The organism is Janthinobacterium sp. GW821-FHT03C10 (assembly GCF_059420865.1).
In genome coordinates this window covers 317487-341943 of sequence record NZ_JBWKUN010000005.1, presented here as the reverse complement: position 1 = coordinate 341943, position 24457 = coordinate 317487, and the positions used below count along the sequence as shown (strand labels likewise).

The window sequence follows — 24457 nt, the reverse complement described above, 5'->3', positions numbered from 1 at the left end:
CTCGGCTCTGCGTTTTTTTATTCCGGGCAGCGCCCCACGGTGGCACCCGGCAACAGCACCGGTTGCCAGATTTCCTGCAGCCGTTCCGGCGGCGTGCCGGCCAGCAAGGATTGCAGCATCTCCACCATCTTGGCGCCGGCGCGGCGCAGGTCGGGCTGGTCGATGGTGGTGACGTTGATGCCGATCAAGGTGTCTTCCACATTGCCCCAGACGATGACGGAGATTTCCTTGCCGATTTCGATACCCGCATCCATCAGCGCGCGCACCACGCCCACGCCGGACAGGTGGTTGTCGACGATGACGGCCGTCGGACGGGGCGAGCAAGCCAGCAATTGCTGCATGGCCTGGTAACCGCTGCGGCGGTCGAGACTATTGTCGAGCAGATAGTGGGGATCCAGCGGCAAGCCCGCCTGCGCCATGCAGCGGATAAAGCTTTCCTTGCGCTCAAAGGCAAAATGCAGGTCCAGCGGCGCGCTCAGCAGAGCGATGCGCTGGTGACCATGGGCCGCCAGGAAGGACACGGCCAGGTCGATGCCCGTGTCGTTGTCGTAGTCAAAATATGCGTACGGCGCGTCGACGCGCGTGCGGCCGTTCGCCACAAACGGAAAGCCCACCTTCGTCAGGTAGGCGATGCGCTCGTCGACCACCTTGGTGCGGCCCACCACCAGGCCATCGACCTGGCGCCCGCGCACCATGGTTTCATACGAGGGCTGTTCGTTCTGCGGCGAGACGGGCGCGATGATCAGGCTCATCTTCGACGCTTCGACGGCGTCCGACATGCCATTCACGACAGAAAGGAAGACGCTGTCGCCCAGGTCGCTGGGCAGCAGGGGATAGATCATGCCCAGCACATTCGTGCGGCCGACGGCCAGGCTGCGCGCCAGGGGGTTGGGCCGGTAGCCGACTTTCTTGGCGGCGGCCAGGACGATTTCACGGGTGCGGGAATTGACTTCCGGATAGCCGTTCAACGCCCTGCTGACTGTCGTTTTCGACATGCCGAGGGCAATTGCGAGGCTCTTGAGATTCATGTTAACTACCTGTCTGTATGGCAAAAGAAACCAACTCTGACCGTCCATTATAGCCCAGAGCGCCAAACAGGCCGCGCATTAGCGTGCGCATACATGGTAGAAAAACAACAACATATTGACTATTTAAAAAGCAACGTTTTATAGCCGACCACTTTTAGCAACTGTTCAGCGTGGCATCGACAATGCCAGACAAACAAGGACTGAAAGCCACAGCGGGTACTCACTTTGACAAATGTCTGGCCAGGTTTGGCATGCCGCTTCGGCACGCCAAAGCGCGCACGATAAAATTATCAAGAAAACATAATTCACTGGAACTGTGCGAGAATTTGTCCTACTCTTGACTCAGGTAAAGATTACCAGCAGTCATGTCGCGCCCCCCGGCTGCATTCGTCCACTGCCGCGCACGCCTGGGCATACTTTCAAAGGTGAACAATGTGGTATCGCTAACGTCCGTCAACAATCTGCAGGCCTCGCTGGCCACGGCACAGCGCCGGGTCGAGCAAGGCCAGAACCAGGTACGGCGCGACAGCGAACAGCTGGCGCAAAGCCGCCAGTCGCTGGCGCGGGAACAGGAAACCTTGAACCAGACGCAACGCAGCAGCCAGCAAGCGCAGGCCGATGCCCCCACCGCCATCAAGGCGCCGCAGCTGGACCAGGCGATCAAGGTGGCCGTGCCGCAGCAAGCCATCCCGGCCGCGCCGAAGAGCACGCCCCAGCTGAACGGCTATGGCCAGACCCTGGGACGCCTGATCGACGTGACGGCGTAAATTACCGAAGCATTTCCTCTTCCAGCATCGCCAGCCACCATTTATCTCCCTGCTTCGGCTGCGTCAGGTCGACCGCCTCGCCCATCTGCGGCGTGGCCAGGTGCACGCCCCGCTTCGCCGCCAGCCCCGTGATGCGGTCGAACGGTTCGTGCCAGGCGTGTAAACCCAGATCGAAGGTGCCGTTGTGCACGGGCATCAGCCACTTGCCGCGCAAGTCCAGGTGCGCTTGCAGGGTTTCTTCCGGCTGCATGTGCACGTCGGGCCACAGCTTGTCGTAGGCGCCCGTCTCGATCATGGTCACGTCGAACGGGCCGTACTTGTCGCCGATCTGCCTGAAACCGTCGAAATAACCGGAGTCGCCGCTGAAAAACACGCGCACTTCGGGCGCGTCGATGACCCACGAGGCCCACAGGGTTTGATTGCCATCAAACAAGCCCCGTCCCGAGAAGTGCTGCGACGGCGTGGCGACGAGTTTCACGCCGGCAATCGTCGTGCCCTGCCACCAGTCGAACTGCTGCACCTTGTCCTTGGGCACGCCCCATTCGACCAGGGTATCGCCCACGCCCAGCGGCGTCACAAAATGTTCGGTCTTGGCGGCCAGTTGCAGCACGGCGGCATGGTCGAGGTGGTCGTAATGGTCATGCGACAGGATGATGGCCTTGATCGGCGGCAAGTCGGCGATGCTGATGGGCGGCTGGTGAAAGCGCTTCGGTCCCGCCCACTGCACCGGCGAGGCGCGCTCGGAAAACACGGGGTCCGTCAGGAAAAACTCATTGTTCAGTTTCAACAACAGGGTCGAGTGGCCGAGGCGAAACAGGCTGTTGTCGGGCGCGGCCAGCAGCTGCGCCCGGGTCAAGGCTTGCACGGGCACGGCAGCGCCCGGCACCGTGCTGTCGGGCTTGTCAAAGACAAATGTCCACAGCAGCTTGAGCGTTGCTGCCGTGCCCAGCTTGTGCATCTGCACGGGATTGCGGAACTTGCCGTCGTGGCGTTGTAAGGATTCAACCGGCGCGGCAGGCGCGGCGCGCAAGGTGCAAGAACTCATGATGATCAGGACTCCCAAGAATAAGATGCGGTACATATGCAGCCCGGTGAATAAAATACAAGGATTAAATTACACTACACAGTGTAGTTCCTATTTCTGGCAAAGTAAACCAGGAGGTGTAAAATATTGTTTTCAAAGGAGATTTTCAGCCATGGCCGCACCGCAACGCCTCACCGACCGCAAGCGCGTCGCCATCGTCGATGCCGCCATCGCCGAGTTCCGCGAGCACGGTTTCGATGCGACCAGCATGGACAAGATCGCCGCCACGGCCGCCGTGTCCAAGCGCACCGTGTACAACCATTTCCCCAGCAAGGACGAACTGTTCGCGGAAATCCTGCAGCGCATGTGGGAGAGCAGCATGGCCCAGCCCGCCGTGCCCTATGTGGCCGACCAGCCGCTGCGCCCGCAAGTGCTGGCCCTGGTCGAGCAGAAAATGGCCTTGCTGTGCGACCCGGCCTTCATCGACCTGGCGCGCGTGATCTTTGGCGAAACCATCCACTCGCCCGAGCGCGCGCAAGCGATGGTGGCGCGCCTGAATGAAAAGGAAACGGGCCTGAATATCTGGATCCGCGCGGCGCAGCAGGACGGACGCATCAAGGCGGGCGAGACGCTGGAAGTGGCGCACCTCTTGATGTCGCCTTTAAAAACCTTTGCCTTCTGGCCGCAGATCACCCTCGGTGAACCCCTGCTGAGCCCGGCACGCCAGCGCGAAGTGACGGCACTGGCCGTCGATATCTTCCTGTGCTACTACGGCGTGGCAAAACAGACGGCATAGACGGGCGGCAAATGGGCAGACAACGTCTGCCAGTGCTCGCCCTCGTCGCCCGAATACCAGGCGCCGCCCGTGGTCGACGCCATCAATAAACTGCGCCCGTCGTCGGCCAGCGCCAGCCCGTGGCGGTAGATGAGGTCGTAGCAATGCTGCTGCGGCAATCCCGCGCGCAACACCTCAAAGGTTTTGCCGCCGTCGCGCGTGCGCGTCACGGCCAGCGCGCCATCAATGGGTATGCGCAGCACGTCCGCCTGCGCGGGCACGAACCAGGCCGTGTCGCCATCGCGCGGATGCACGGCCACGGCAAAGCCGAAATGCGACAGCGGCGCCGTCGTCACTTCCTGCCAGTGCCAGCCGGCGTCAAGCGAGCGCCAGATGCCGTTATGGTGCTGGCACCACAGCGCGTCCGGCGTGCCGGCGCTGCGCACGATGCGGTGCGGGTCTTGCACGGCTTCGTTTTCATCGAGTTCGGGCGGCATGTAGTCGGCGCGCATGCCCGTCGCGCTCAGGGTCCAGCTGGCGCCGCCATCGCGCGTTTGCCACACGCCGCCGCAGGACACGCCGACCAGCACGGTATTGCTGTCGCGCGGGTCGACGCAGATGCTGTGGATGCCAGGCACGTCGTAGCCGCCGCCAAACCACTGCGCCCGCTGCGGCACGTTCCACAACGCTTCCACCAGCTGCCAGCTGTCGCCGCGGTCGCCGGAACGAAACAGGCCGCCAGGTAGCGTCCCTGCCCACAGCACGCCGGGCTGGTCCGCGCCGCCGGCCGCCAGCGACCAGATTTGCCGCAAGGTCCAGTCCAGCGTATCGCTGCTGCCCTCGGGCTTGGCGGGATAGGCGGGCACGGCGACTTCCTGCCACGCGCTACTGCCCCTGTCGAGGCGGTGCAGCTTGGCGCCGAAGTGGCCCAGGTTCAGCGCCGCGTACACGGTGCCGTCGCGGCCATCGTGCAGCAGCATGGAGACGGGGTCGCCGGCGAATTGCACCAGCGCCAGCTGCCAGGCGCCGGCCGCATCGACATCGAACTGGAACAGCCCCTTGCGGGTGCCGAGATACGCGCGCTGCGCCATGCCTGGTCCCATGATTAACCTCCGGAAAGTGCCTGCAAGATATACACCTGGCTGTCGGGCCGCAAGGCGTCGTCCAGTTCGCGCCGCTCGCGGCAACGCACGCCGTCGATGAAGACCACGACGTTCGGACGCAGCGCGCCCTGCTCGTCGAGCACGTAACCGCGCAGGCGCGGCTGCTGGGCAAAGACGCTATCCAAGGCGGCACGCAGGCGTGGCGCCGCCACCTCCACCGTGGGGACGTTCAGGAAACGCGCCAGTTGTTGGGTAAAATGCAAGTGCGCCATGCTGCCTTCGACGTCATCGGCCTGCACCCATTCTAGTCCCCTTTGCCGCCAATACAATTAAAATAGGGGCAAGCACACAAGGAGGCCAGGCATGACGATTACCCCGGAAGAACTAGCGGTGCTGATGCAGGAAGTGGAAGTGGCCGATCCCATCGATTTTGCCGACCTGCCCTTCAACGAGCAGGAATTGCGCGGCCTGATCGCCAACCACCTGTGCGAGATGGCCGACGCCATGGAAAGTTTCAGCCCGGAAGACCGCAACCTGGCCCTGCTGGCCGTGGCGGCCAAGCTGGTGCTGGAAAACCTGGTGCTGCACGTGCAGCTGCTGCGCCGCCACGGCTTGCCCGTCAGCGACGGCGTGGAAGCGCTGCTGCAGCGTTTAAAGAACCCGGGCAAGCCCTAACTACGGCGCGGCAAGCCGCTATTGCAGGTTGATGGCGGTCAACACCATGCTGCTGCCAGGTAAATCCGTGCCTTGGCGGATGTACAGCACGCCATGCCGCGACAACGCCAGGCTGCCGCCCATGCGGTAGGTCCAGACGGTCTTGCGGCTGGCCAGGTCGATCGCGTAAGTATTGTTACGCCCGCCAACAAACAGCAGATTGCCGGTGACGATCAGGTCGCCGCCAAAATACCCATCAAGGGCCGTATCCAGGGGCCAGCGCCATAGGAGCGCACCGTCAGCGAGCTGGCGCGCTTCGAGCGCCTGGCCGGCCTGGTTGCCCACGTACACGACGCCCCGCGCCACCACTGGCTGCGTGCTGAACTGCCCCTGCACCGTCCAGCGCACGGCGCGGCTATCCACGTCAACCAGGCTCAAGCTGTTATCCGCCGCCTCGCCGGCCAGCGGCCGCTGATTGAGCACCAGCACGCTGCCCGCCTCAGCCAGCACGGGCGCCTGGCGCAGGCTGCTCTTGTTCAAGCCGCCCAGCACCTGGCCCGGCACCGCCACGCTGAAGCGCGTCGTGCCATCGGCGATATTGAACGCCGTCAATGTCCCTGCCGCATGGCTGTACACCGTGCTCGCATTGACGGCGGGTGTCCACTCATCGACATTGCCCAGCTTGGACAAGCCCAGGCTGGCAGACCAGCGTGTCTGGCCCGTCGCCGCACCGATGGCGCTCACGTCGTTATTCCCGCCCAGGTAGACATTGCCGTCCAAAAAGGTAGGCGCCGTCGCCAGGGAAACGCCCAGCAGTGCGCCATTCGTATTCGGCGGACGCACGCCGAGCGGCGCGCCACCAGCGAGCGCGTCAAAGACATACGCGGTATCGCTGCCCGCCATGGCCAGCTTGCCGCCCGAAACGGCCGGCGCGCCCAGGTAACCGTCCGACGTGAGCGACTGCGTCCAGCGCGCCTGGCTGTCGCTCTCGCTCAGCGCCGTCACCGTCGACGTGGTCACATATTTGCTGCTGCCTTCCACCGGCGCGGTGGACTGCTGGCTGACATACACGAGGCCGTTGGCCGTCACCACGGGACTGCCGACGACCGCGCGCGGAGAGCTGGCGCCCAGCCAGGTCCAGCGGCGCGTGAAGCGGCGGCTGTCGAAGGTGGCCGGCACCAGGCCCGTATGCGCGGCATTGCCATTCACGCCTTCCCAGTCGCCCACGCCGGGCAGGGCTTGCAAGGCGCCCATGCTGCCGGCGAGCGGCGCGACAGTGACCTTGTAATCCATGCTTTCCGTCTTGTACAGGCCTGCCGTGGCGGGCAAGGACAGCTCGATCTTGCCCGAGTACTCGCCTGGCAGCAGGCCAGGCACCGTTTTGAACGTCAGCCGCCAGCTGCCATCGGCCTGCTTCTGGCGGTCGGCCGCCTGCAGCACGAGCGCCGTGCCGCTGGCGGGTTTTTCCTGCAGCTGGGGACGCGCATCGCTCACGCCATCGGCCAGGCGCACTGTCACGCGAATATCATCGCAGGTGGCGCCAGGCTGGGCCGTGCAGCTGCCGCTCACCTCCGCCAGCGTCATGCCGGGTTTTTCCTGCAAGCCAGGCGGCACGCCAACGGCACTGCCGGAACCGCCGCCACAGGCGGACAAGGTAGTCATGATGGCGAGCGGCAATGCGGCGGCCTGCCACAAGGAAGGGAATAATGTGCGCATGCAATGTCCATGTTGAGGTTTCATTTCCTCCCCAATGGAGGTGTGCTGGAAACCTGGACTGAATGTTATAACATGGGAAACATTGTCAAAATCTAACAGATACTCACAGCAACGCTTTACTTGCGCACGGCCCGCGCCTGCACGGTGAGGTCGCTCTCGGCCACGGCCACGCAGGGAAGAATATAGCCGTCGAGCCGTTCATCGGGGCTGATGCCGGGCCAGTCCACCGTGTAGCGTATCGTTCCTTCGGGCATATGGCACAGGCAGGTGCGGCAAGTGCCGTTGCGGCAGGAACTGAGCAGGCGGATGCCGGCCAGCTCGGCGGCGGCCAGCACGGTGGTGCCCGCTTCGGCCGGGAATTGCCAGCCTTGCGGGACGATGGTGACGGTAAAGGTGGTCAGGGGCGCGCTCATGCGCCCAGTTTAACAGTCCGCCAGGGTGGTCCAGGTACCGCCCTGCGCATGGCTGCGCAGCACGGCCTCGGCAAAGGCCAGGCCCGCCACGCCATCGGCCACCGTCGGCAGCCAGCTGGCTTCCTTGGGCACGGCAGCTCCCGCCTGCAGGGCACGAATGGCCAGGGCAGCATCGAGGTACAGCTGGGCGAACGCTTCCAGGTACCCTTCCGGATGGCCGGCCGGCACGCGCGTGGCGTGGCGCGCGGCCGCGCTGTCGACCCGGCCCGGGCGCAGCAGCTGGCGGTTGCCGCCCTGCGGCGTGAACCACAGCTCATTAGGTTGTTCTTGGTCAAAGTCCAGCTGCGCCTTGCTGCCGAACAGGCGCAAACGCACCGTGTTTTCGCAACCGGTCGCCACCTGGCTGGCCCACAGGGTGCCCTTGGCACCGTTGGCATAGCGCAGCATCACCTGCACGTGGTCGTCCAGGGTGCGATGTGGAACGAATGTCGACAGTTCCGCCAGCACGGCGTGCGGCGTCAGGCCGCTGACGAATTGCGCCAGGTGATACGCGTGCAGCCCCACGTCGAGCAGGGTACCGCCCGGTCCCGCCTTGTGCGGGTCGTTATGCCAGTTGCCCTCGTTCATGCCGCCCGCCGCGATGGCGTCCGCCAGCCAGTCCTGCGAATACTCGACTTGCACGAGGCGCAGTTCGCCGATATCGCCCGCCTCGACCATCGCTTTCGCGTGGCGCAGCAGCGGATAACCGCTGTAGGTATGCGTGAGCGCAAACAGCAGATTTTTCCGCTTGGCCAGCGCGGCCAGCGCCTGACCTTCCGCCAGAGAAATCCCCAGCGGCTTGTCGCAGATCACGTGGATGCCCGCTTCCATGAACGCCGTGGCGACGGGCGCATGCAAATGATTCGGCGTGACGATGGCCACCGCCTCGATGCCATCGGCGCGCGCGCTTTCCGCCTGCGCCATGGCGCGGTAATCGCTGTAGCAACGCTCCGGAGAAAGATGCAGCGCGGCGCCGCTGTCGCGCGCGCGCTGCGGGTCGGACGACAGGGCGCCCGCCACCAGTGCATACTGGTCGTCGATGCGCGCCGCGATGCGGTGCACGGCGCCGATGAATGCGCCCTGCCCGCCCCCTACCATGCCCAGCCGTAAGCGTCGCTGCATGTCGTTTCCTTATTTCAAGCCCAACAAATGGTTGATCTGCCCCTGGTCAACCGCGCTGCCCGCGAAATCGTCGAACGCGCGTTCGGCCACGTGGATGATGTGTTCGCGAATAAAACGCGCCCCCTCGGCCGCCCCATCCTCCGGGTGTTTCAGGCAGCACTCCCATTCCAGGACGGCCCAGCCAGGAAAGTCGTACTGCGCCATCTTCGAGAAAATCGCCTTGAAATCGATCTGCCCGTCGCCGAGCGAACGGAAGCGTCCGGCCCGGTCTTGCCAGTCGCCATAGCCGCCATACACGCCCTGGCGCCCGTTCGGCCGGAATTCCGCATCTTTCACGTGGAAGGCCTTGATGCGCGCATGATAAATGTCAATGAACGCCAGGTAATCGAGCTGCTGCAGCACGAAGTGGCTGGGATCGTACAAGATGGACGCGCGCGGGTGATCGTGGACGGCGGCCAGGAAGCGCTCGAAGGTCACGCCATCGTGCAAATCCTCGCCCGGATGCAGTTCATAGCAGAGGTCCACGCCGGCCGCGTCAAACGCGTCGAGGATGGGCAGCCAGCGTTTCGCCAGTTCGGCGAACGCCGTTTCCACCAGCCCGGCGGGGCGCTGCGGCCACGGGTACAGATACGGCCAGGCCAGGGCGCCGGAAAACGTCACGTGCGCCTGCAAACCCAGGCGCTGCGAGGCGGTGGCCGCCCACAGCAGCTGCTGCGTGGCCCAGGCCGTGCGCGCGGCAGGATCACCGCGGACTTGTTCTGGCGCAAAGCCGTCGAACAGCGCGTCGTACGCGGGATGCACGGCGATCAGCTGGCCCTGCAAATGCGTCGACAATTCCGTCACCTGCAAGCCGTGGCGCGCCAGCAGGGCGACCACGTCGTCGCAGTACTGCTGGCTGTTGGCCGCCTGTTCCAGATCGAACAGGCGCGGCGCCGTCGGCAGCTGCAAGCCCTTGTAGCCCAGGCCGGCCGCCCATTGCGCCAGGTGCTCGAGCGAGTCGAACGGCGGCTCGTCGCCGAGAAACTGGGCCAGGAAAATGGCCGGGCCCTGGATGGTTTTCATGGGTATCCTTTAGCCCCCAGGACTCTGGCCCTGGGGGAGGTTCAATTAAAAAGGCGAGTTCGGAAAGTAAAATTGCTTGGCGTTCTCGCGCGTGATCAGCACCGAGGGGATGATCGTGTTGGCCGGCAATTTATCACCTTTCAGGCGCGCTTCCGTCGTCAGCTTGATGGCGTCGTACATGAACTTCGGCGAGTACGACACGTCGGCCACGATCAGCGGGTCGGAACCGTCCATGATCTTTTTCACCGCGCCCTTGGCACCCGCGCCGCCGAACACCTGCTTGATGTCCGTGCGCTTGGCTTGCGCGATGGCCTTCTGCACGCCGATGGCCATGTCGTCATCGGCGGCCCAGACGGCGTCGATCTGTTTGAACCGGGTCAGATAATCCTGCATGACCTTGAAGGCATCGTCGCGGTTCCAGTTGCCGTACTTGGCGTCGAGCACCTTGATGTCGGGATGGCCCTTCATCACGGCGGAAAATGCGTCAAAGCGCTCGTTGTCGAGGGTGGTCGGCATGCCGCGCAGCACGACGATATTGCCCTTGCCATGTAAACTTTTCGCCAGGTATTCGGCCGGCAGCTTGCCGAAGGCCGTGTTGTCGCCCGCGATGTACGCATCCTGCGACTGCGTGTTCGTCAAGCCGCGATCGACCACGGTCACGTACACGCCCTTGTTTTTGACTTGCGCCACGGGCTGCGTCAGCGAGGCCGATTCGATGGGGAAGATCACCAGGGTGTTGATCTTGTTCACCGTCAACATATCCTGCAGCTGGTTCGCCTGCTCGGGCGCCGTGGCGGCCGTCTTGACGATGATTTTCACGCCCGGATGCGCCTTTTCCAGTTCCGCCTTGGCCTGGTTCGCCCACCACACGATGCCGGACGTGAAACTGTGCGTGGCCGTGGGAATGGCCACGCCGACGACCAGCTTGTCAGCCGCTTGCGCACTCGGCAAGGCCCACGCCTGTATCACCAGCACTGCCATCCCTGCGACCCGTATAAAGCTCTTCATGCTGCTCTCCTCCAAGGTTGTGGGCGCCCGTTGGCCGCCCTTTCAGAACGCCGCTCTTGTTTTATTTGCGGCCTCGCTGCAGGAAGGCGACGGCGATGATCACCACGCCTTGCACTGCGGCATTCAGGTAGACACTGATGATGCTGGTCAAATTCAGGATATTGCTGATCACGGAGAGCAGGATGGCGCCGATGACGGTGCCGACGATGCGCCCTTCTCCCCCTTTCAGGGCCGTGCCGCCCACGACGACGGCGGCGATGGCTTCGAGTTCCCACAGCAAGCCCGTGGTCGGCGTGGCCGAGCCCAGGCGCGGCACGTACAGCACCGTGGCGATGCCCACGCACACGCCCAGCAGCATGTAGGTGGCGATTTTGACTCTGTCGACGTTGATGGCCGCATAGCGCGCCACTTGCTCGTTGGAACCAATCGCCTGCACGTGGCGGCCGAACGTGGTGCGGTTCAATATGACGGCGCCGGCCGCCGCAACGAACAGAAAGATCCAGATCGGGATCGGCGCGCCCAGCACGCTCGTGTAGTAGACGGGGCTGTACAGCTCGGACAGGGTGGCGTCCAGGGTCAGCGCGCCGCCGTCGGCCAGGTACGTCAGCACGGCGCGGAAGATGCCCAGGGTGCCCAGAGTGACGATGAACGGTTCGATATTGCCCTTGCTGATCAACAAGCCATGCATCAGGCCGAAGCCGGCGCCCAGCACCAGCGCCATGGCGATGCCCAGCACCAGCATGGTGATCGGTGCCAGGTCGCCGCCCGCGCCTTGCGCCAGCGCATTCATGAAATAAATCATGCAGCCGGCGATCAGCGCCGCCATGGAGCCCACCGATAAATCGATGCCGCCCGAGATGATGACGAAAGTCATGCCGACGGCGATGATGCCGATGAAGGCCGTGCGTGTGAGCACGTTCATCAGATTGTCCACGGTGGCGAAGTCGCCGTTGAGCAAGGTGCCCGCGATGCACAGAGATAACAGGCCCAGCACGGGGCCAAAGCCCTTGATGCGCGCGCCAAAGCGGGCAACGGCGTTGGCAAGCGGGGATACGGTGGTGTCAGTGCGTGCCGGTTGCATGGGCAATCAACTCCTCTTCAGTCAGGTGGTCAGCAGACAGGGTGGCTTGCAAGGTGCCGGCGCGCATCACGGCGACCCGGTGGCACAGGCCGATCAATTCGATCAATTCCGATGAAATCACGATCACGGCGCGCCCTTCGGCGGCCAGGCGGTGAATCAAAAAGTAAATGTCGCGCTTGGCGCCCACGTCCACGCCACGGCTCGGTTCATCGAGCACGACGACGCGGGGGTCCGAATGCAGGTATTTGGCCAGCGCCAGCTTTTGCTGGTTGCCACCGGACAACATGCGCGCGCGGCTGTCGAGGTCGCCCGTGCGGATATTGAAGTCCAGCACGGCCCTGGCCAGCGCCGCTTTCTCGCCTGCCACATCGAGCCACGGCCGCGCATAGCGCTCCATGGTCATCATCGTGAGGTTTTCGCGCAAGCCCAGGTTCACGTGCAAGCCCTTGCCCTTGCGGTCTTCGCTCAGGTAGGTCATGCCGTGCAGCATGGCTTGCTTGGGGTTACGGATGTCCACGGGCTGGCCATTCAGATGGATCGTGCCCGCGCTGCGCGGGCGCAGACCCAGCAGCGCCTCGAACGATTCCGTGCGCCCCGCGCCCACCAGGCCCGCAAAGCCCAGCACTTCGCCCGCGCGCACCTCGAACGACAGCGCTTTTGCCCAGCCGGGCACGCTCAAGCCATCGACCTTCAGCAGGATCGGAGCATCCGGCGCCAGCGGCACTTTCGCGGGGAACATATCGGACAATTCGCGCCCCACCATCAGGTTCGCCATCTGCTGGCGCGTGAGGCTGGCCGTCGGCTCGCGCGTGACGAAACGCCCGTCGCGCATGACGATGACTTCGTCCGTGTTGCGTTCCACTTCGTCGAGCTTGTGCGAGATATACAAGATGGTGACACCATCGCTTTTGAGCTGCGCCATCACGGCGAACAAACGCTGGGTTTCCGACGACGTCAGGGTGGCCGTCGGCTCGTCCATGATCAGGAAGCGGGCGCGGCGCGACAGGGCCTTGGCGATTTCCACCAGCTGTTTCTCGGCGACGATCAGGTCGCGTATTTTGGTGTCGGGCGAGACGTCCAGGCCCACCTGCTTCAGGTAGCGCGACGCTTCCTCGCGCATGGCGGCCTCGTCGAGCAGCCAGCCGCGCGTCTTTTCGTGGCCTAAAAACATGTTTTGTGCCACCGTCAGGTGCTCGGCCAGGTTGAATTCCTGGTGGATCAGCACGATGCCGGCGGACTCCGCCGCGCGCGAACTGGCAAAGCGCCGGGGCTGGCCATCGATCAGCAGCTGGCCTTCGCTCACGCCCTCGTAGCCGGCGAGAATTTTCATCAGGGTCGACTTGCCGGCGCCATTTTCGCCCAGCAAACCATACACGCGCCCGGGCGACAGGGTAAAACTGACGCCATGCAAGACGCGCACGGGGCCGAAATCCTTGCACACCCCTTCAAAACCAACGGCAACGCTCACTATGCACTCCCTCGCAAGACCAAGTTATGTTCCAGCAGCACGCCCGGCACGCTGGCCGCAGGGTTGGCCAGCCGCTGCAGCAGCAAGCGCGCCGCCGTCTCTCCCAGCTCGCGCATCGGCTGCGCGATGGTGGTCAATCCCGGGTCGATCTGCGCGGCGATGGCGATATCGTCGAAGCCGATGACGGCCACGTCCTCGGGCACGCGCTTGTTCAGCTGGCGCAGCGCGCTCAGCACGCCGATGGCCAGGGTGTCGGAGACGGCAAAGATGGCCGTCGGCGCATCGGGCCCCGCCATCATTCGCAAGGTGGCGGCCGTGCCCGCTTCATAGTCGAGGCTTTGCACCGTGTGCACCCACTGCGGCCGCACGGGCAGGCCGGCCCCCGCCAGTGTGTCCAGATAGCCTTGCTGGCGTTGCCGCGCATACAGATAGCGTTCGTCAGAATTGATCAGGCCGATGCGCGTATGGCCGCGCGACAGCAGGTGCGCGACGGCGTCCGACGCGGCCCGGTGGTTGTCGATGCCGACATAGGGCACGGCCACGGCGGGGTCGAATTCGCAGCACGCCACCCACGGCAGGGTGACGGACTCATGCGACAGGGCATGTTGCACCGTGTCCGGGTCCAGGCAGATGGCGCCGTCGGCGCGGTGCATGCGCAGCAGGTCGAAGTAGGAACGCTCGCGGCCCGCATCGGCGCCCGTGTCGCACAGCAAGACGAAGTAGCCGTGCTCGCGCGCCACCGTATCGATGCCGCGCACGATCTGCGCATAGAAGGGGTTGCCCACGTCGGGCACCATGGTGAGCAGCATGCGGCTCTCGGCCGTGCGCAGGCTGCGCGCCAGGTGGTTCATGCGGTAGCCGAGCGCGGCCACGGACGCCAGCACCTTGTCGCGCGTGGGCGCCCGCACGCCTGCCTGCTCGTTCATCACGCGCGAGACGGTGGCCACCGACACGCCCGCATGCGCGGCGACGGCGCTGATGGAGACGGTTTCTGTCGGCAAGGAAGATGGGACGGCTGGCGGCATGGGGTTTTCACATAAAATGTAATCGATTACATTTATAGGCCAGTCGGGCGTGCGATGCAAACATTATCGATGCTGCGATGCGCAAAAGATGTGCAAAAAACGGCCCTGCACGGTCCGTTGGACGCTGCGATTTCTGGGGTGGCAAGGCGCTCTGCTGCACGGCAAAACCGGCGCCTCGCAAAGCAGCGACAACTTATTTCATCATCGCGCAAAACGTCTCGGGATTGCCGTCAAGAATGACGCCGCTGGGCAGGCGGTGGCTGCGCTGCTGGGCGCGCAGCAGCGAGGCGGCCAGGGCCGAGTCGCCATCGACGGCGTAGACGAAGACGGGCATGCTCAGACCAGCCGCATCGTCCAGCAGCCTGGGATTGGCGTCCAGGCTGCGCGCGTCCACGTGCACGCCGACGGGCATGCCGATCTGCTGCTGCACGCGCTGCAGCCAGGGCTTGTCCAGCTTGGGCGGGCGGGCATTTTTCGCGATATAGCGGCTGACCCGGTTGGTGCCGGCCGCCTGCGCATTGCGCGCGTCAAACACGAGCAGGCCCAGGTAGCCCTGCGGATCGGCGCGGCGCGCACAGGCGAGGTTGTTCGGCACGCCCGAGGTCAAAAACCAGTTGCCATGCTTGATGTTGGCGCGCAACTGCCCCACCAGGGTGGCGATGGGCGCGCACGAGGCCACGACATCCTTGATTTCCGCATTCAGGGTTTTCGCCGGAAAAGCCGTCGCCAGGTCGGCTACATCGCTGACGAAGGGCGGCGTTTCCGGCGTGGCCGCGCCGCGGTTCTTCATGCTGGCGGCGCGCCAGTCGTCGGCCGTCAACTGTTTCACGGTGCGGGGCGATCCCGTGTTGACGACCCGGCCCGTCAGCAGGTCATGGTGCACCACCCAGCTGCCGTCGCCCAGCAGCTGCAAATCCGTCTCGACGCCGTCCCAGGTGCCGAAATACGTGTTGCGCAGCGCGCTCAGCGAGTTTTCCGGCGCATTGCCGGCGCCACGGTGGGCATGCACCTTCATGCCCAGGCAGTCGGCCTGGACGGCCGTGCTGGCCATGCACAGTAGCAAGGCCAGGGCGGCCGCCTTATTTTTTTTCCGGGTGATAACCATATTCGAGTCCCTGCAAAATATTGATGCGGATCGCTTCGTTGACGGGGTAGCTGTAGCCCTGCCCCACCGCCACGACGTGCGTGATATTGGCCAGCAAGCCCTTGCCGGCGATTTGCCAGCGCGTGCTGTCGCCGTCGGCCTGGCGGTTCCAGTCCAGCATCTGGCGGAACAGTTCGCTCTTCGTGACATTGTTGTCCGACAGGCTGAAGATACCCCAGGTGCCCAGGAAGGCGCCGGCCAGCACGCCCGTGGCGATCCAGGCGGAACGCCGGCTCAGCTGGCCATCGGCGCCCGCCTGCTCGCCCCGGCGCGCCGCCAGCACCAGCAAGCCCACGGTGGCGATCAGGTACAGCAGTTTCGAAAAGTGGCCGATGGCGCCCAGCAGGGAGAAAAACAGGGCGACGGGCGGCACGATGGCCGCGCGCGCCGCTTCCTTGCCCTCCGCATAATACTTGCCATGCACTTCGAAGTCGCTGCGGCTGGCGCGGTATTCCACCAGCTTTTCCGCCGTCTGGCGCGCGGCGAACTGGTCGAACAGGCGGCTGAACTCGGCCGGGCTCGCATACGCGTCCTGCACCACGGCGCCCTTCGGCAGCCGCAAGCCCTTGCTCGCTTCGCTGCCGTCGCCGCCGTCCGGCCCGTCGCGCAGCACGGCCTGGATGCCGGGGCGCGCCACGAAGGCGGGGAAGGACAGGCCGGGCGGAATGCGGTCGCCCTTGATAGTCAACCCCTTGCCGGCCGCTTCCGACGCATAGCGGCGCTTGACGGCCAGGCGGAACGAAATCTGGTCGGCCGGATGCCAGTTGGCCGACACGGGCACCTTCTTGCGCACATTGTTGACCACGGCCGCCTTGCGCCGCGCCGGCACGGAATGCGGCTGCCAGCCGTGGCGCGACAGGCTTTGCCGGTAATCGTTCCACGCCGATTCCTGCTGCTGGCGCAAGCCCGCATCGTCGTCGGGAATGATACCCGAATACAATTTCCACTTGTCATGCACTTCGCCGATCGCCTGCTGGTACTTGTCATAGTAGCCGGCCGCGCCGCCGGCGATCTTGCGGACATTAAAATTGATCAACTGCTCCTTGGCCGGCTCCATGCGCTCGTCGAGGTGGCCCACCGATACGGCCAGAAACGGAAACAGGGCCAGGAAAGCCTTGCCTTCGGGCTTGGCAAACAGGGTGGCATCATCGACCAGGCCCTGCAATTGCAGGCTGCCGCCCACCAGCGAGCGCTGCATCAGGGTGGTGTTGAAGGCCAGGCGGCGAAATTGCGCATCGCGCGTTTCCACCAGCACCGTGACCGTCGTCTTCAGAATGCCGAACACGACCGCGGCCGTGGCGATGCAACAGAAGACGATCTTTTTCCAGCCGGGGCCGCTGCCATTGTTCTTCAGCCGACGGCGCCACATCAGTTGCAGCACCACCAGCGCGGCGGCGATGCCCGACAGGCTGCGGCCATAGAATTCCACACCCTCCACGTCGTGCGGCTTGACGTCGCCGCCCACCACATCGAGCAAACGGGCATTGAAGCCCAGCTCGCAGCACAAATAAATGATCGTCAGGACGATCAGGATCAAGGTCTGCCGGATTTGCAGACTGCGCAGACTCGCGGCCATCTTATTTCCTCAGATCGATGACGACGGGCTTGATCTCTTCAGCCTGGAAGATCATCGGCGCGGCAGGGGAAGCCGCCGCGCTGCGCGGGGCCGGCAGGCTGATGGCGGGTGCCGCCGCCCTGGCCGGGGTCTCCTGGCGGCGCGGCTTGGCGCTGGCGCGGCTGCCCGTTTTCGGCGCGGCGGCCGGGGCCGGAGCGGCGGCCGGCGGGGCGGGAATCACGCGGCCGCTGCCGTCGCCAGCCGGGAAAGTCGTAATGACGGGGCCGGTACCGCGCAAGGCGTCGTCGGCAAACGGCTGGGCGCGCGTATCGACGCCGGGCGGCACGGCCACGCTGGCGTTGAGCAGGCGGTTGTCCGTGTAGATCATGCGCGACAGGCGGTTGTAGTTGGGAAAGTCGATATTCAGCGATTTGGCGTCCGCCGCCAGTTCCACGCGGGGGCGGTCCTTGCAATTGCCCACCGTCCACTGCAACACGTCCGTGCCCTGGAACGCCAGCACTTCATAGCGGTAGGCGCAGCCGCGCTCCTGCGTTTCCACGATCACCACCGTGCGCTCGCCCACGTTCTCCACGCGCGCCACGCGGGCCGTGATCGCGTTGGCCAGCGGCACGACGCGAAACGCCTGCGACAGCTTGATCGAATACTTGCCTTGCGGATCCTTGCGCAAGGTGCCTTCCGTGCCGTCGCGCAGCACGAAAGTGGAGATTGGCGTGCCGAACAGCTCTGCCGTATCCAGGCCGACCATGACGCCGCCACGGCCGTTCGGCGTCATGGCGCAGCCCGTCAACAGCATGCCGGCGGCCACGCTCATGGCCAGTGTGCGCCAGTGCGCGGATGCAAAATTCTTATACGTTGTCATGCTCGATAACTTTCTCTTATTTCAGGATTCAGGGATTGATGACGGCCAGCGGATTGCCCGGGCCTGGCGGCGGCAAGACTTTCTGGCGGTCGCGCGACAGCACGGAGAAGGCGCCGAGCGTATCGGGACCGGCGACGATTTCCAGTTGCTCGCGCTGCAGCCAGGTGCGGATCTCCGCCTCCGTGGCGTCGGCACGGAACAGCACGCGGAAGCGCACGCCCGTCTCGACGCCGCTGCGCTGTGGAGCACCGTTGCGGAATTCCGCATTGCCGACGACAGCCTGATCTTTCGGCAGGAACAGCCACGCCGATTGCACCACCATCACGCTGGCGGCCACGGCGGTGACGATCTTCAGCCAGCGATTCGCATTGGCCGCCTTGATTGGCGTCATCTGTGGCGCGGCGGCATCGGCCGAAGCGATCTGTAACTGCTGCAAGCCCTGGCGCAGCAATTGCCGGTAGGCCACGCGGCCATCCTTGCCCAGCTCGCTCGACAGCGGCGTGCCCGTCAAGGCGTAATCGTCGCCGGGCAAGGCCACGCGGGCGATCACGCCGGGCGCCGCCGTGGCCCCATTGGCGCGGCCATGCGTTTCCAGCCAGCGCGCCGCCTGCAGGCGCTCCTGGCTGAACACGCCCAGGCAGGCGCCCAGGTCCGCCACGGCCAGGGTCACGGGCATGTCGCACAGCACCAGGCCCGCGCGGGGATCGGCGGGCGCGTCGCGCTCCTCGACCACGAGGCCGCAGGCATCCGCATACGACGCATCTGGCGTGACGAGCCAGCCGCGCCAACGCTGTTGCGCGCCGTCCCAGGCGTCGAGCAGCACGGCGCCAAAGCCGGGGCGACGCGCCAGCAGGTGGATCTGTCCGCCCGCGATGGGCCGCGCGGCCAGGGGTACCGCGTCGCTGCGGCGCGCAAAGCCTTGCATCACATGTTCCGGTACGGCGATGCCGCGCCAGTCGGGGGTGTCGCCCGCCACGTCCGCGTCCAGCAGCTCGGCGGACGACGGGGGCGATGGCAGGCGCGCGGCAACGATGGCCAGCGAGGGCGTCAATGCAGTCATGCCGGTGGCCTTTCATCAGGGTTCGGGTGGGTGGACACGGGGTCCATGTGCAGGGATAACGCGGCCACGCACAGAATATCCAAAACTATTTGCGCCGCCTGCATATCGCGCGCACCCAGGGCATCGCCCACGCGCAGCTTGAGCAGGTTCAAGACCCAGCTGCCCAGCAAGGTGGCGCGGTGGGCCGGCTCGACGATCTGCCGTCCCGCGCTGGCGGGATCGCCCTTCTGGCGGTGCACGAGACCTAATTTTCCGCCGTGGTAATGCGCGGATGCGATCTGCTCGGCCAGTTCCTTGACGGGCATGCCGCCACAGCCGCAATGGCGCAGCAGCAAGATCAAATCGCGGGGCAGGGTGGCGATGAACACGTCGGCCGCTGCGCGCACCGATGCCGGAGTCAGCTGGTAGTCGCGCAGCGGCGCCGCATAAGAGTCGGGCGCTTGCAAGTCGCAGCCCTCTTGCGCATCGGCATCCTCGTCGTCGCGCTGCTTGCGCAACTGGTCGATGATGAAGCGCTTGAAGTACAGGAACAAGGCGCCGACGTGGTGGGGCGCGGCGTCGCTGTCGCCATGCAGGACTTTTTCAATGAAGAACTGGTGGCGCAAGTCGGCCAGCGAATCGCCCAGCGACGCCGCTTCGCGCGGGCGGCACGGCGTCAGCGCGGCGATGACGCGCTGGTAAAACTCGCCCAGTTCGGCTTGTGTCAGCCGCTGGCGGCGCGTCCAGAAATCATGAATCCGTTCAAATTGTTCCGATTGCAAAGCCGGTCCGATCGTGTGTTGGGCGGCACGCGCCACTGGCCGGCGGCGATGCGCACAGGCAAACAAGCAATGCGCTGGCCAGACAAGAGAAACTTGTCAGTAAGGTAAAATGCATTTAGGCAATTTTCTCATATCACAGTAAAAATCGCTAACTTTTGTTACTTTCACGACAATCCCCGAGACCCCGATGCAACGCCTGATTCCCCTGTTTTTCAGCCTGTTCTTTTTACTGCTCAGCAACGTCGCGCACGCCGCCGCGCCGGCGGCTCCCGGCAAGCGCATCGCGCTGGTGATCGGCAACGCGGCCTATCCGCAGCCGCTATTGAATCCCGTGAACGATGCGCGCGCCATGGCCGAGCGCCTGCGCCGCCTGGGCTTTGAAGTGCTGCTGCGCACGGACATCAATGCGCAACAGCTGCAAAAGGCGTCGGCCGAGTTTTCCACGCAGGCGCGCGGTGCCGATATCGCCCTCGTGTTTTACGCGGGCCACGGCGCCCAGGCGGGCGAAGCCAATTACGTGCTGCCGCTGGGCGCCAACATGCATGCGCTGAATGCGGCGGCGATTGCCGCGCAGGGCGTGTCCGTGTCCAGCCTGGCGGGCGACCTGCAGCGCACGGGCGCGCGCGGCGCCGTGCTGATCCTCGACGCTTGCCGGCAGGAATATACGCGCGGCGGCGCCGTGATGGTGCCCGGCGGCGGCAACGCGGCCAGCCACGGCTTTGCCGACACGCAAGCGCCACGCGGCGTGGTGATCGCCTATTCGGCGGGACCGGGCGCCCTGGCGCGCGATTTCTGGTCGCCCGATTCGCGCAACAGCCCGTATACCAGCGCCCTGCTCGACGCACTCGATGCGCCGGGCTTGCCGATGAGCGACGTGTTCTCGCAAGTGGCGGCCAGGGTCGCCGCCATGACGCACGACGTGCAAAAGCCGCGCGTCTCGTTTGGCGAAACGTCGGCCCGCCTGGTGCTGAACATGGGCAGAGGCAAGGGCGTCAGTCAGGCAACACCGGGCGTGCTGGCCGGCGCGCAAGGACAGGGCGGCGTGCGCGCACCTGCGCCAGCGGTGGAAAAGCCGGCCGCACTCGGTGCCAAGGTGTGGCCAGGCAATGTGCTGCAAGACATCAACTATGAAATCCGCATGCAGATCGCGGCCCGGCCGTTTCCCCGCCAGCAGCTGGAAAAGCGCGCGCGCGGCGGCGATCTGGTGGCGCTGACGGCCCTCGGCTACGGCATCGGCGGCGGCGATGCGGGAATCAAACAGCCGAAAGCGGGCATGCAGTGGCTGGAAAAGGCGGCCGCCAAGGATTTTCCGATTGCCCAGACCTACCTGGCCGAATTGCTGATGGTCAAGGGTGACCCGGCCTCGCTGAAACGGGCGGGTATGCTGCTGGACGCCGCCTCGCAGGCCGGCTACAGCCCCGCCCACGCCTACAAATTCGACCTGGCACGGCGCACGGGCGCGCCGCCGCAGGATGCGGCCCGCCATCTGCAGGATGCCTTCATGGGCTTGATGAAGGATTACCAGGGCGCCGCCAAGGACGTATTACAGCCGCCGAAAAAATAACTCAAAATAATTTTGGATTTCCCTGAACTGCCCCCGTTATCCGTGGGTACATGCAATACAGCATGACAGTGACCAGGGAAATCTTATGCACACATCCAGCCCGGCAGCAACCATTACCACCGGCCAACGGGGCCGCATCCTCGCCTACCAAGCAAGCGGACAAGGTTCCGTCAGCGTGGCCGGCATCCAGCATGCCTTCGACGTGGCCACCCACTGGCGCTCGGACGTGGCGCCCGCCATCAACGCCGTCGTCGACGTGCGCTTCGATGATGCCGGCGACCTCGCCACCGTCACGGCCATTCCCGCCCAGCAACTGGCGCAGGAAGACATGGCCGGTGCCGCCAAGCTGGCGCGCGACAAGGGCCAGCAACTGTGGGGCCGGGCCGTCTCGGCGCTCGGCATCCAGGTGCTGGCCAGCCTTGGCGTGCTGATCGCCGGCGCCTTCATCTTCAACACCATCGGCATCCGTTTGTTCGCCTCCGTCTCGCGCACCTATTGGCAGCTGCTGGGCCTGTCCGCCGACAGCCTGGAGAGCTTTGCCCGCGATGGCGGCAGCGGTTTTACCTCCGCCCAATTTTTCTTCCTGCTGGCCATCGCCGCCTGCTGCGCCACCATGGCCAGCAGCCACCCGAAAGCGGCGCTGGGCAAGTGCGCGCCGCTGCTGTTCATCGTCCTCCACAGCAGCTTGCTGTTCATCAAGATCAAGGGCGCCGTGAGCGACGCGGGCAACGCCATGGGCGGCATCATGGGCAGCCGCGCGGCCCGCATGGCCGAACAGATGGCCAGCGAAATGCTGGGGCAAGTGTGGCAGGGACTCTCGTTCGGCATCGGCTTTTACCTGGTGCTGGCCGCTTCCATCGTCCTCGCGGCCTATGGCGTAGGCGAATACAAACGCTTGGGAGGCAAGCACTGAAAACCTACTGCGCAGCCCACTTCCGGGTCGGCGTTGCTCACCGTACATAAAGTACGGTTCCGCTACTCAACCCGGCATTGGGCTTGCTCGCTACGGTTTTCAGCGCTGCCGTGACTTTCACAACCCTAAAAATTAAAACCGTCACTACCTTTTAACTGATCTTAAAGGAAATATCATGCAACGTACCCTGCCCGCCCTGCTCGCCATCGCCATCCTGCTGTCCGCCTGCGGCAAGCCCTCCGAGAATGCAACGCCGGCGGCTTCGGCGTCCGCCACCAGCGTGGCCGACATGGCGGCCAAAGCCCAGGTAAAAGCGGCGGCCGCCAGCCTGCCGCAAGCGGACCCGGCCACCCCAAGCGCCAGCTATGTCGACATCATCAGCGGCAACCAGTTGATGTACAGCTACATCGCCCTGTCCGGCGTGCCGCCCGACTATGCGGCCGTGGCGCAGCGCATCTCGCGCGAATATGCGGGCAGCAACGACGCCTTCCGCAAGCAGGAAGTGCTGGACGCGCTGAAACCGCAGATCGACGCCAAGGTCAATGAGGCGAAGACGAAACGCTACCTGCGCTACCAGATCAACGGCCAGGGCGCGCTGTCGCCGTACGCCATGGACAAGGCCGCCTTCCCCGCCAAGTTCGCCGAAGCGGGCACGTATTACTACATGTACGACAACGGCGACTACAAGCTGGCATTTACCAACGGCGACGGCTACTCGCTGCTGAAGGTGGACCAGGACGCGGCGCGCAAGATCGAGGCGGCCCGCAGCGGCTACAAGGATTTCGCCATCATCGTGTACGCCTATGCCCAGGAAGCGGACATGGCCAGCAACCAGGTCAAGGCGCAGATCGTCAAGGTGGCGATCAAGCTGAACGGACAGGAAATTCCCGTCAGCCAGGCGCTGTAGAACGAGCTCGGTTACACTGTTCGCCACATTGCATCGGGATACTGACATGGGCGAACAGACACTGGCGGAACAACAGCTGGCCAAGGGCCGGCAACTGCAGCAGCAAGGCAAGCTGATCGAAGCGATCAACGCCTATCAGGCGGCTTTTAAACAGGACCCGGCCCTGGCCGAAGCCCAGCATTTCCAGGGCCTGGCGATGCTGGAACTGGGCCAGGGCACCATCGGCCTGGGCCTGTTGAAACTGTCGCTCAAGCAACAGCCCGACAACGCCCTGTTCCACTACAACTTCGGCAACGTGCTGCGCGGCACGGACAGCGAGGCGGCGCTGGCCAGCTACGCCACGGCGGCGCGGCTGGCGCCGCACGAGCACGATTTCGCCATCAGCCATGCGGAATTGCTGATGGGAAAACAGCGGCTGATGGAGACCATCGCCGAACTGGAACGGGCCCACGCCCTGCGCCCGCAGCGCTGGCAAACCCTGCAAGGCCTGGCCGAGCTGTATTACCGCACGGCACAGCAGGAACTGGCCTTGGCCCGCTATGCGCAAGCCCTGGCGCTGCATCCGGCGCTGGCGCAAACCTGCCGCATCGGCTTTGCCAGCCCGCAAGCGGAATACGCCGAAACTTTGACACCGATCAACGTCGCGCCATCGCTGGAGGAATTCCTGCGTGAAACGGACTTGCACATCCTCGACGATTTCCTGCCCGATCCGGCCGCCTGGCGCGCCCAGGCACTGGCGCTGCCGTTCGAGCAGCAGCGCTATGCGGGACAAAACTATCCGGGCAGCCAGACGGCGGGCCAGCCCAGCCAGGCCATCATGGAGCGCATCGCCACGGCGCTGGGCCGCCCCATCCGTTTCATCTCGCCCGACAATGGCTCGTATCGCCTCAGCTATGCGGAAGCGATGGCGCGCACGGATATCCACGTGGATAACGAGACGGGCAATAACTTCAATTTCTATGCGGGCGTGCTGTATCTGAACCCGCCCGAGCAATGCCAGGGCGGCACCACGTTCTGGCGCCACCAGCCCAGCGGCTGGTACCGGCGCTTGCCCGAGGCGGACGTGAAAGCGGGCGGCTATGCCAGCTTCAAGGATTTCCAGAAGCGCTGGCTGCCGAACAGTAAAGTGCAGAAATTCAACGACTTGCAGGAACAGCGCGACAGTTGGCAAGCCCTGCTGGAAGTGCCGATGCGCCACAACCGCCTGATCGTGTACAAGGGGCACTACTTTCACTCGATCAGCAATGTGTTTGGCGACACGCCGGAAAATGGCCGGCTGGTGCAGCTGTTTTTCTTTGAGGTGCCGGATTAGGCGTAACGGGCAATTGTCGGATTACGCCCTGCGGGCTAATCCGACCTACCTGTCACCGGACCATGCGTAGGTCGGA

At 64.6% G+C, this 24457-nt stretch carries 24 protein-coding genes; 7 read left to right on the top strand and 17 right to left on the bottom strand.

The genetic code is table 11. The features are described 5' to 3' along the window. Positions 1-17: 17 nt before the first annotated feature. Entirely contained in the window at positions 18-1028 is a 1011-nt protein-coding gene (locus AC07VH_RS18610; RefSeq protein ID WP_494787523.1) for a substrate-binding domain-containing protein, read from the bottom strand. Between the two features lie 434 nt (positions 1029-1462). On the opposite strand from AC07VH_RS18610, the gene AC07VH_RS18605 reads away from it, so the two are divergent. After that, positions 1463-1795: a hypothetical protein gene (locus AC07VH_RS18605; RefSeq protein ID WP_489629212.1), complete on the top strand. Its 333-nt coding sequence runs from the start codon at positions 1463-1465 to the stop codon at positions 1793-1795. Between the two features lies 1 nt (position 1796). On the opposite strand, the gene AC07VH_RS18600 is transcribed toward AC07VH_RS18605, so the two are convergent. Then, positions 1797-2840: an MBL fold metallo-hydrolase gene (locus AC07VH_RS18600; protein WP_494787524.1), complete on the bottom strand. Its 1044-nt coding sequence runs from the start codon at positions 2838-2840 to the stop codon at positions 1797-1799. Positions 2841-2991: 151 nt separating this feature from the next. Between AC07VH_RS18600 and AC07VH_RS18595 the strand changes: the two genes are divergently transcribed. Then, entirely contained in the window at positions 2992-3615 is a 624-nt protein-coding gene (locus AC07VH_RS18595) for a TetR/AcrR family transcriptional regulator (RefSeq protein WP_475417057.1), read from the top strand. On the opposite strand, the gene AC07VH_RS18590 is transcribed toward AC07VH_RS18595, so the two are convergent. After that, entirely contained in the window at positions 3588-4685 is a 1098-nt protein-coding gene (locus AC07VH_RS18590) for a WD40/YVTN/BNR-like repeat-containing protein (RefSeq protein WP_494787680.1), read from the bottom strand. The two genes, AC07VH_RS18595 and AC07VH_RS18590, sit on opposite strands and share 28 nt — an antisense overlap. A 14-nt stretch (positions 4686-4699) precedes the next feature. Beyond that, a complete protein-coding gene (locus tag AC07VH_RS18585; RefSeq protein WP_489630727.1) occupies positions 4700-4969 on the bottom strand; it encodes a MoaD/ThiS family protein in 270 nt (89 codons plus the stop codon). 91 nt (positions 4970-5060) lie between these two features. Between AC07VH_RS18585 and AC07VH_RS18580 the strand changes: the two genes are divergently transcribed. Next, positions 5061-5372, top strand: coding sequence for a hypothetical protein (locus AC07VH_RS18580; RefSeq protein ID WP_070219056.1), 312 nt, complete (start codon positions 5061-5063; stop codon positions 5370-5372). Between the two features lie 18 nt (positions 5373-5390). Here the strand turns inward: AC07VH_RS18580 and AC07VH_RS18575 are convergent, their stop codons facing one another. The 13 genes from AC07VH_RS18575 to AC07VH_RS18515 form a co-directional block, all read right to left on the bottom strand. After that, positions 5391-7067 (bottom strand): outer membrane protein assembly factor BamB family protein, encoded by a 1677-nt coding sequence (locus AC07VH_RS18575; protein ID WP_494787525.1) that lies wholly within the window; start codon positions 7065-7067, stop codon positions 5391-5393. A gap of 116 nt (positions 7068-7183) precedes the next feature. Continuing rightward, positions 7184-7480 (bottom strand): 2Fe-2S iron-sulfur cluster-binding protein, encoded by a 297-nt coding sequence (locus tag AC07VH_RS18570; protein ID WP_494787526.1) that lies wholly within the window; start codon positions 7478-7480, stop codon positions 7184-7186. Positions 7481-7489: 9 nt separating this feature from the next. Then, positions 7490-8641, bottom strand: a complete 1152-nt coding sequence (locus tag AC07VH_RS18565) for a Gfo/Idh/MocA family protein (protein ID WP_494787527.1) — start codon at positions 8639-8641, stop codon at positions 7490-7492. Between the two features lie 9 nt (positions 8642-8650). Beyond that, a complete protein-coding gene (locus AC07VH_RS18560; RefSeq protein ID WP_494787528.1) occupies positions 8651-9703 on the bottom strand; it encodes a sugar phosphate isomerase/epimerase family protein in 1053 nt (350 codons plus the stop codon). Between the two features lie 45 nt (positions 9704-9748). Further along, positions 9749-10711: a substrate-binding domain-containing protein gene (locus AC07VH_RS18555; RefSeq protein WP_494787529.1), complete on the bottom strand. Its 963-nt coding sequence runs from the start codon at positions 10709-10711 to the stop codon at positions 9749-9751. 61 nt (positions 10712-10772) lie between these two features. Then, complete coding sequence (locus AC07VH_RS18550; RefSeq protein WP_494787530.1) at positions 10773-11792, bottom strand: ABC transporter permease; 1020 nt, start codon at positions 11790-11792, stop codon at positions 10773-10775. Further along, positions 11773-13260: a sugar ABC transporter ATP-binding protein gene (locus AC07VH_RS18545; protein ID WP_494787531.1), complete on the bottom strand. Its 1488-nt coding sequence runs from the start codon at positions 13258-13260 to the stop codon at positions 11773-11775. Before AC07VH_RS18545 ends, AC07VH_RS18550 begins: the two co-directional genes overlap by 20 nt. Further along, positions 13260-14285, bottom strand: coding sequence for a LacI family DNA-binding transcriptional regulator (locus AC07VH_RS18540; protein ID WP_494787532.1), 1026 nt, complete (start codon positions 14283-14285; stop codon positions 13260-13262). The genes AC07VH_RS18545 and AC07VH_RS18540 overlap by 1 nt, the downstream gene beginning before the upstream one ends. Before the next feature lie 193 nt (positions 14286-14478). Continuing rightward, positions 14479-15390, bottom strand: coding sequence for a glycerophosphodiester phosphodiesterase (locus AC07VH_RS18535; RefSeq protein ID WP_494787533.1), 912 nt, complete (start codon positions 15388-15390; stop codon positions 14479-14481). Further along, positions 15365-17005 (bottom strand): hypothetical protein, encoded by a 1641-nt coding sequence (locus AC07VH_RS18530; RefSeq protein ID WP_494787534.1) that lies wholly within the window; start codon positions 17003-17005, stop codon positions 15365-15367. The genes AC07VH_RS18535 and AC07VH_RS18530 overlap by 26 nt, the downstream gene beginning before the upstream one ends. 1 nt (position 17006) lies before the next feature. Further along, a complete protein-coding gene (locus AC07VH_RS18525; protein WP_494787535.1) occupies positions 17007-17864 on the bottom strand; it encodes a hypothetical protein in 858 nt (285 codons plus the stop codon). Between the two features lie 28 nt (positions 17865-17892). Continuing rightward, on the bottom strand, positions 17893-18924 hold the full coding sequence (locus tag AC07VH_RS18520) for a hypothetical protein (RefSeq protein ID WP_494787536.1): 1032 nt from the start codon (positions 18922-18924) through the stop codon (positions 17893-17895). Then, positions 18921-19685 (bottom strand): hypothetical protein, encoded by a 765-nt coding sequence (locus AC07VH_RS18515; RefSeq protein ID WP_494787537.1) that lies wholly within the window; start codon positions 19683-19685, stop codon positions 18921-18923. The genes AC07VH_RS18520 and AC07VH_RS18515 overlap by 4 nt, the downstream gene beginning before the upstream one ends. Positions 19686-19872: 187 nt before the next feature. Here AC07VH_RS18515 and AC07VH_RS18510 point away from each other — a divergent pair, with 187 nt between their 5' ends. The 4 genes from AC07VH_RS18510 (at position 19873) to AC07VH_RS18495 (ending at position 24381) form a co-directional block, all read left to right on the top strand. Continuing rightward, positions 19873-21249, top strand: a complete 1377-nt coding sequence (locus tag AC07VH_RS18510; RefSeq protein WP_494787538.1) for a caspase family protein — start codon at positions 19873-19875, stop codon at positions 21247-21249. Positions 21250-21334: 85 nt separating this feature from the next. After that, positions 21335-22162: a hypothetical protein gene (locus tag AC07VH_RS18505; protein WP_494787539.1), complete on the top strand. Its 828-nt coding sequence runs from the start codon at positions 21335-21337 to the stop codon at positions 22160-22162. Positions 22163-22337: 175 nt separating this feature from the next. Continuing rightward, on the top strand, positions 22338-23069 hold the full coding sequence (locus tag AC07VH_RS18500; protein WP_494787540.1) for a hypothetical protein: 732 nt from the start codon (positions 22338-22340) through the stop codon (positions 23067-23069). A gap of 46 nt (positions 23070-23115) precedes the next feature. Continuing rightward, positions 23116-24381 carry a DUF6445 family protein gene (locus AC07VH_RS18495; RefSeq protein WP_494787541.1) on the top strand — a complete coding sequence of 422 codons (1266 nt, stop codon included), beginning with the start codon at positions 23116-23118 and terminating at the stop codon, positions 24379-24381. Positions 24382-24457: the final 76 nt, after the last annotated feature.

What these genes read in the sequence shown, in the direction of transcription:
- AC07VH_RS18610 (WP_494787523.1), bottom strand. Translation starts at nt 1,028, where the DNA reads ATGAATCTCAAGAGCCTCGCAATTGCCCTCGGCATGTCGAAAACGACA.
- AC07VH_RS18600 (WP_494787524.1), bottom strand. Translation starts at nt 2,840, where the DNA reads ATGAGTTCTTGCACCTTGCGCGCCGCGCCTGCCGCGCCGGTTGAATCC.
- AC07VH_RS18595 (WP_475417057.1), top strand. Translation starts at nt 2,992, where the DNA reads ATGGCCGCACCGCAACGCCTCACCGACCGCAAGCGCGTCGCCATCGTC.
- AC07VH_RS18590 (WP_494787680.1), bottom strand. Translation starts at nt 4,685, where the DNA reads ATGGCGCAGCGCGCGTATCTCGGCACCCGCAAGGGGCTGTTCCAGTTC.
- AC07VH_RS18585 (WP_489630727.1), bottom strand. Translation starts at nt 4,969, where the DNA reads ATGGCGCACTTGCATTTTACCCAACAACTGGCGCGTTTCCTGAACGTC.
- AC07VH_RS18580 (WP_070219056.1), top strand. Translation starts at nt 5,061, where the DNA reads ATGACGATTACCCCGGAAGAACTAGCGGTGCTGATGCAGGAAGTGGAA.
- AC07VH_RS18575 (WP_494787525.1), bottom strand. Translation starts at nt 7,067, where the DNA reads ATGCGCACATTATTCCCTTCCTTGTGGCAGGCCGCCGCATTGCCGCTC.
- AC07VH_RS18570 (WP_494787526.1), bottom strand. Translation starts at nt 7,480, where the DNA reads ATGAGCGCGCCCCTGACCACCTTTACCGTCACCATCGTCCCGCAAGGC.
- AC07VH_RS18565 (WP_494787527.1), bottom strand. Translation starts at nt 8,641, where the DNA reads ATGCAGCGACGCTTACGGCTGGGCATGGTAGGGGGCGGGCAGGGCGCA.
- AC07VH_RS18560 (WP_494787528.1), bottom strand. Translation starts at nt 9,703, where the DNA reads ATGAAAACCATCCAGGGCCCGGCCATTTTCCTGGCCCAGTTTCTCGGC.
- AC07VH_RS18555 (WP_494787529.1), bottom strand. Translation starts at nt 10,711, where the DNA reads ATGAAGAGCTTTATACGGGTCGCAGGGATGGCAGTGCTGGTGATACAG.
- AC07VH_RS18550 (WP_494787530.1), bottom strand. Translation starts at nt 11,792, where the DNA reads ATGCAACCGGCACGCACTGACACCACCGTATCCCCGCTTGCCAACGCC.
- AC07VH_RS18540 (WP_494787532.1), bottom strand. Translation starts at nt 14,285, where the DNA reads ATGCCGCCAGCCGTCCCATCTTCCTTGCCGACAGAAACCGTCTCCATC.
- AC07VH_RS18535 (WP_494787533.1), bottom strand. Translation starts at nt 15,390, where the DNA reads ATGGTTATCACCCGGAAAAAAAATAAGGCGGCCGCCCTGGCCTTGCTA.
- AC07VH_RS18530 (WP_494787534.1), bottom strand. Translation starts at nt 17,005, where the DNA reads ATGGCCGCGAGTCTGCGCAGTCTGCAAATCCGGCAGACCTTGATCCTG.
- AC07VH_RS18525 (WP_494787535.1), bottom strand. Translation starts at nt 17,864, where the DNA reads ATGACAACGTATAAGAATTTTGCATCCGCGCACTGGCGCACACTGGCC.
- AC07VH_RS18520 (WP_494787536.1), bottom strand. Translation starts at nt 18,924, where the DNA reads ATGACTGCATTGACGCCCTCGCTGGCCATCGTTGCCGCGCGCCTGCCA.
- AC07VH_RS18510 (WP_494787538.1), top strand. Translation starts at nt 19,873, where the DNA reads ATGCAACGCCTGATTCCCCTGTTTTTCAGCCTGTTCTTTTTACTGCTC.
- AC07VH_RS18505 (WP_494787539.1), top strand. Translation starts at nt 21,335, where the DNA reads ATGCACACATCCAGCCCGGCAGCAACCATTACCACCGGCCAACGGGGC.
- AC07VH_RS18500 (WP_494787540.1), top strand. Translation starts at nt 22,338, where the DNA reads ATGCAACGTACCCTGCCCGCCCTGCTCGCCATCGCCATCCTGCTGTCC.
- AC07VH_RS18495 (WP_494787541.1), top strand. Translation starts at nt 23,116, where the DNA reads ATGGGCGAACAGACACTGGCGGAACAACAGCTGGCCAAGGGCCGGCAA.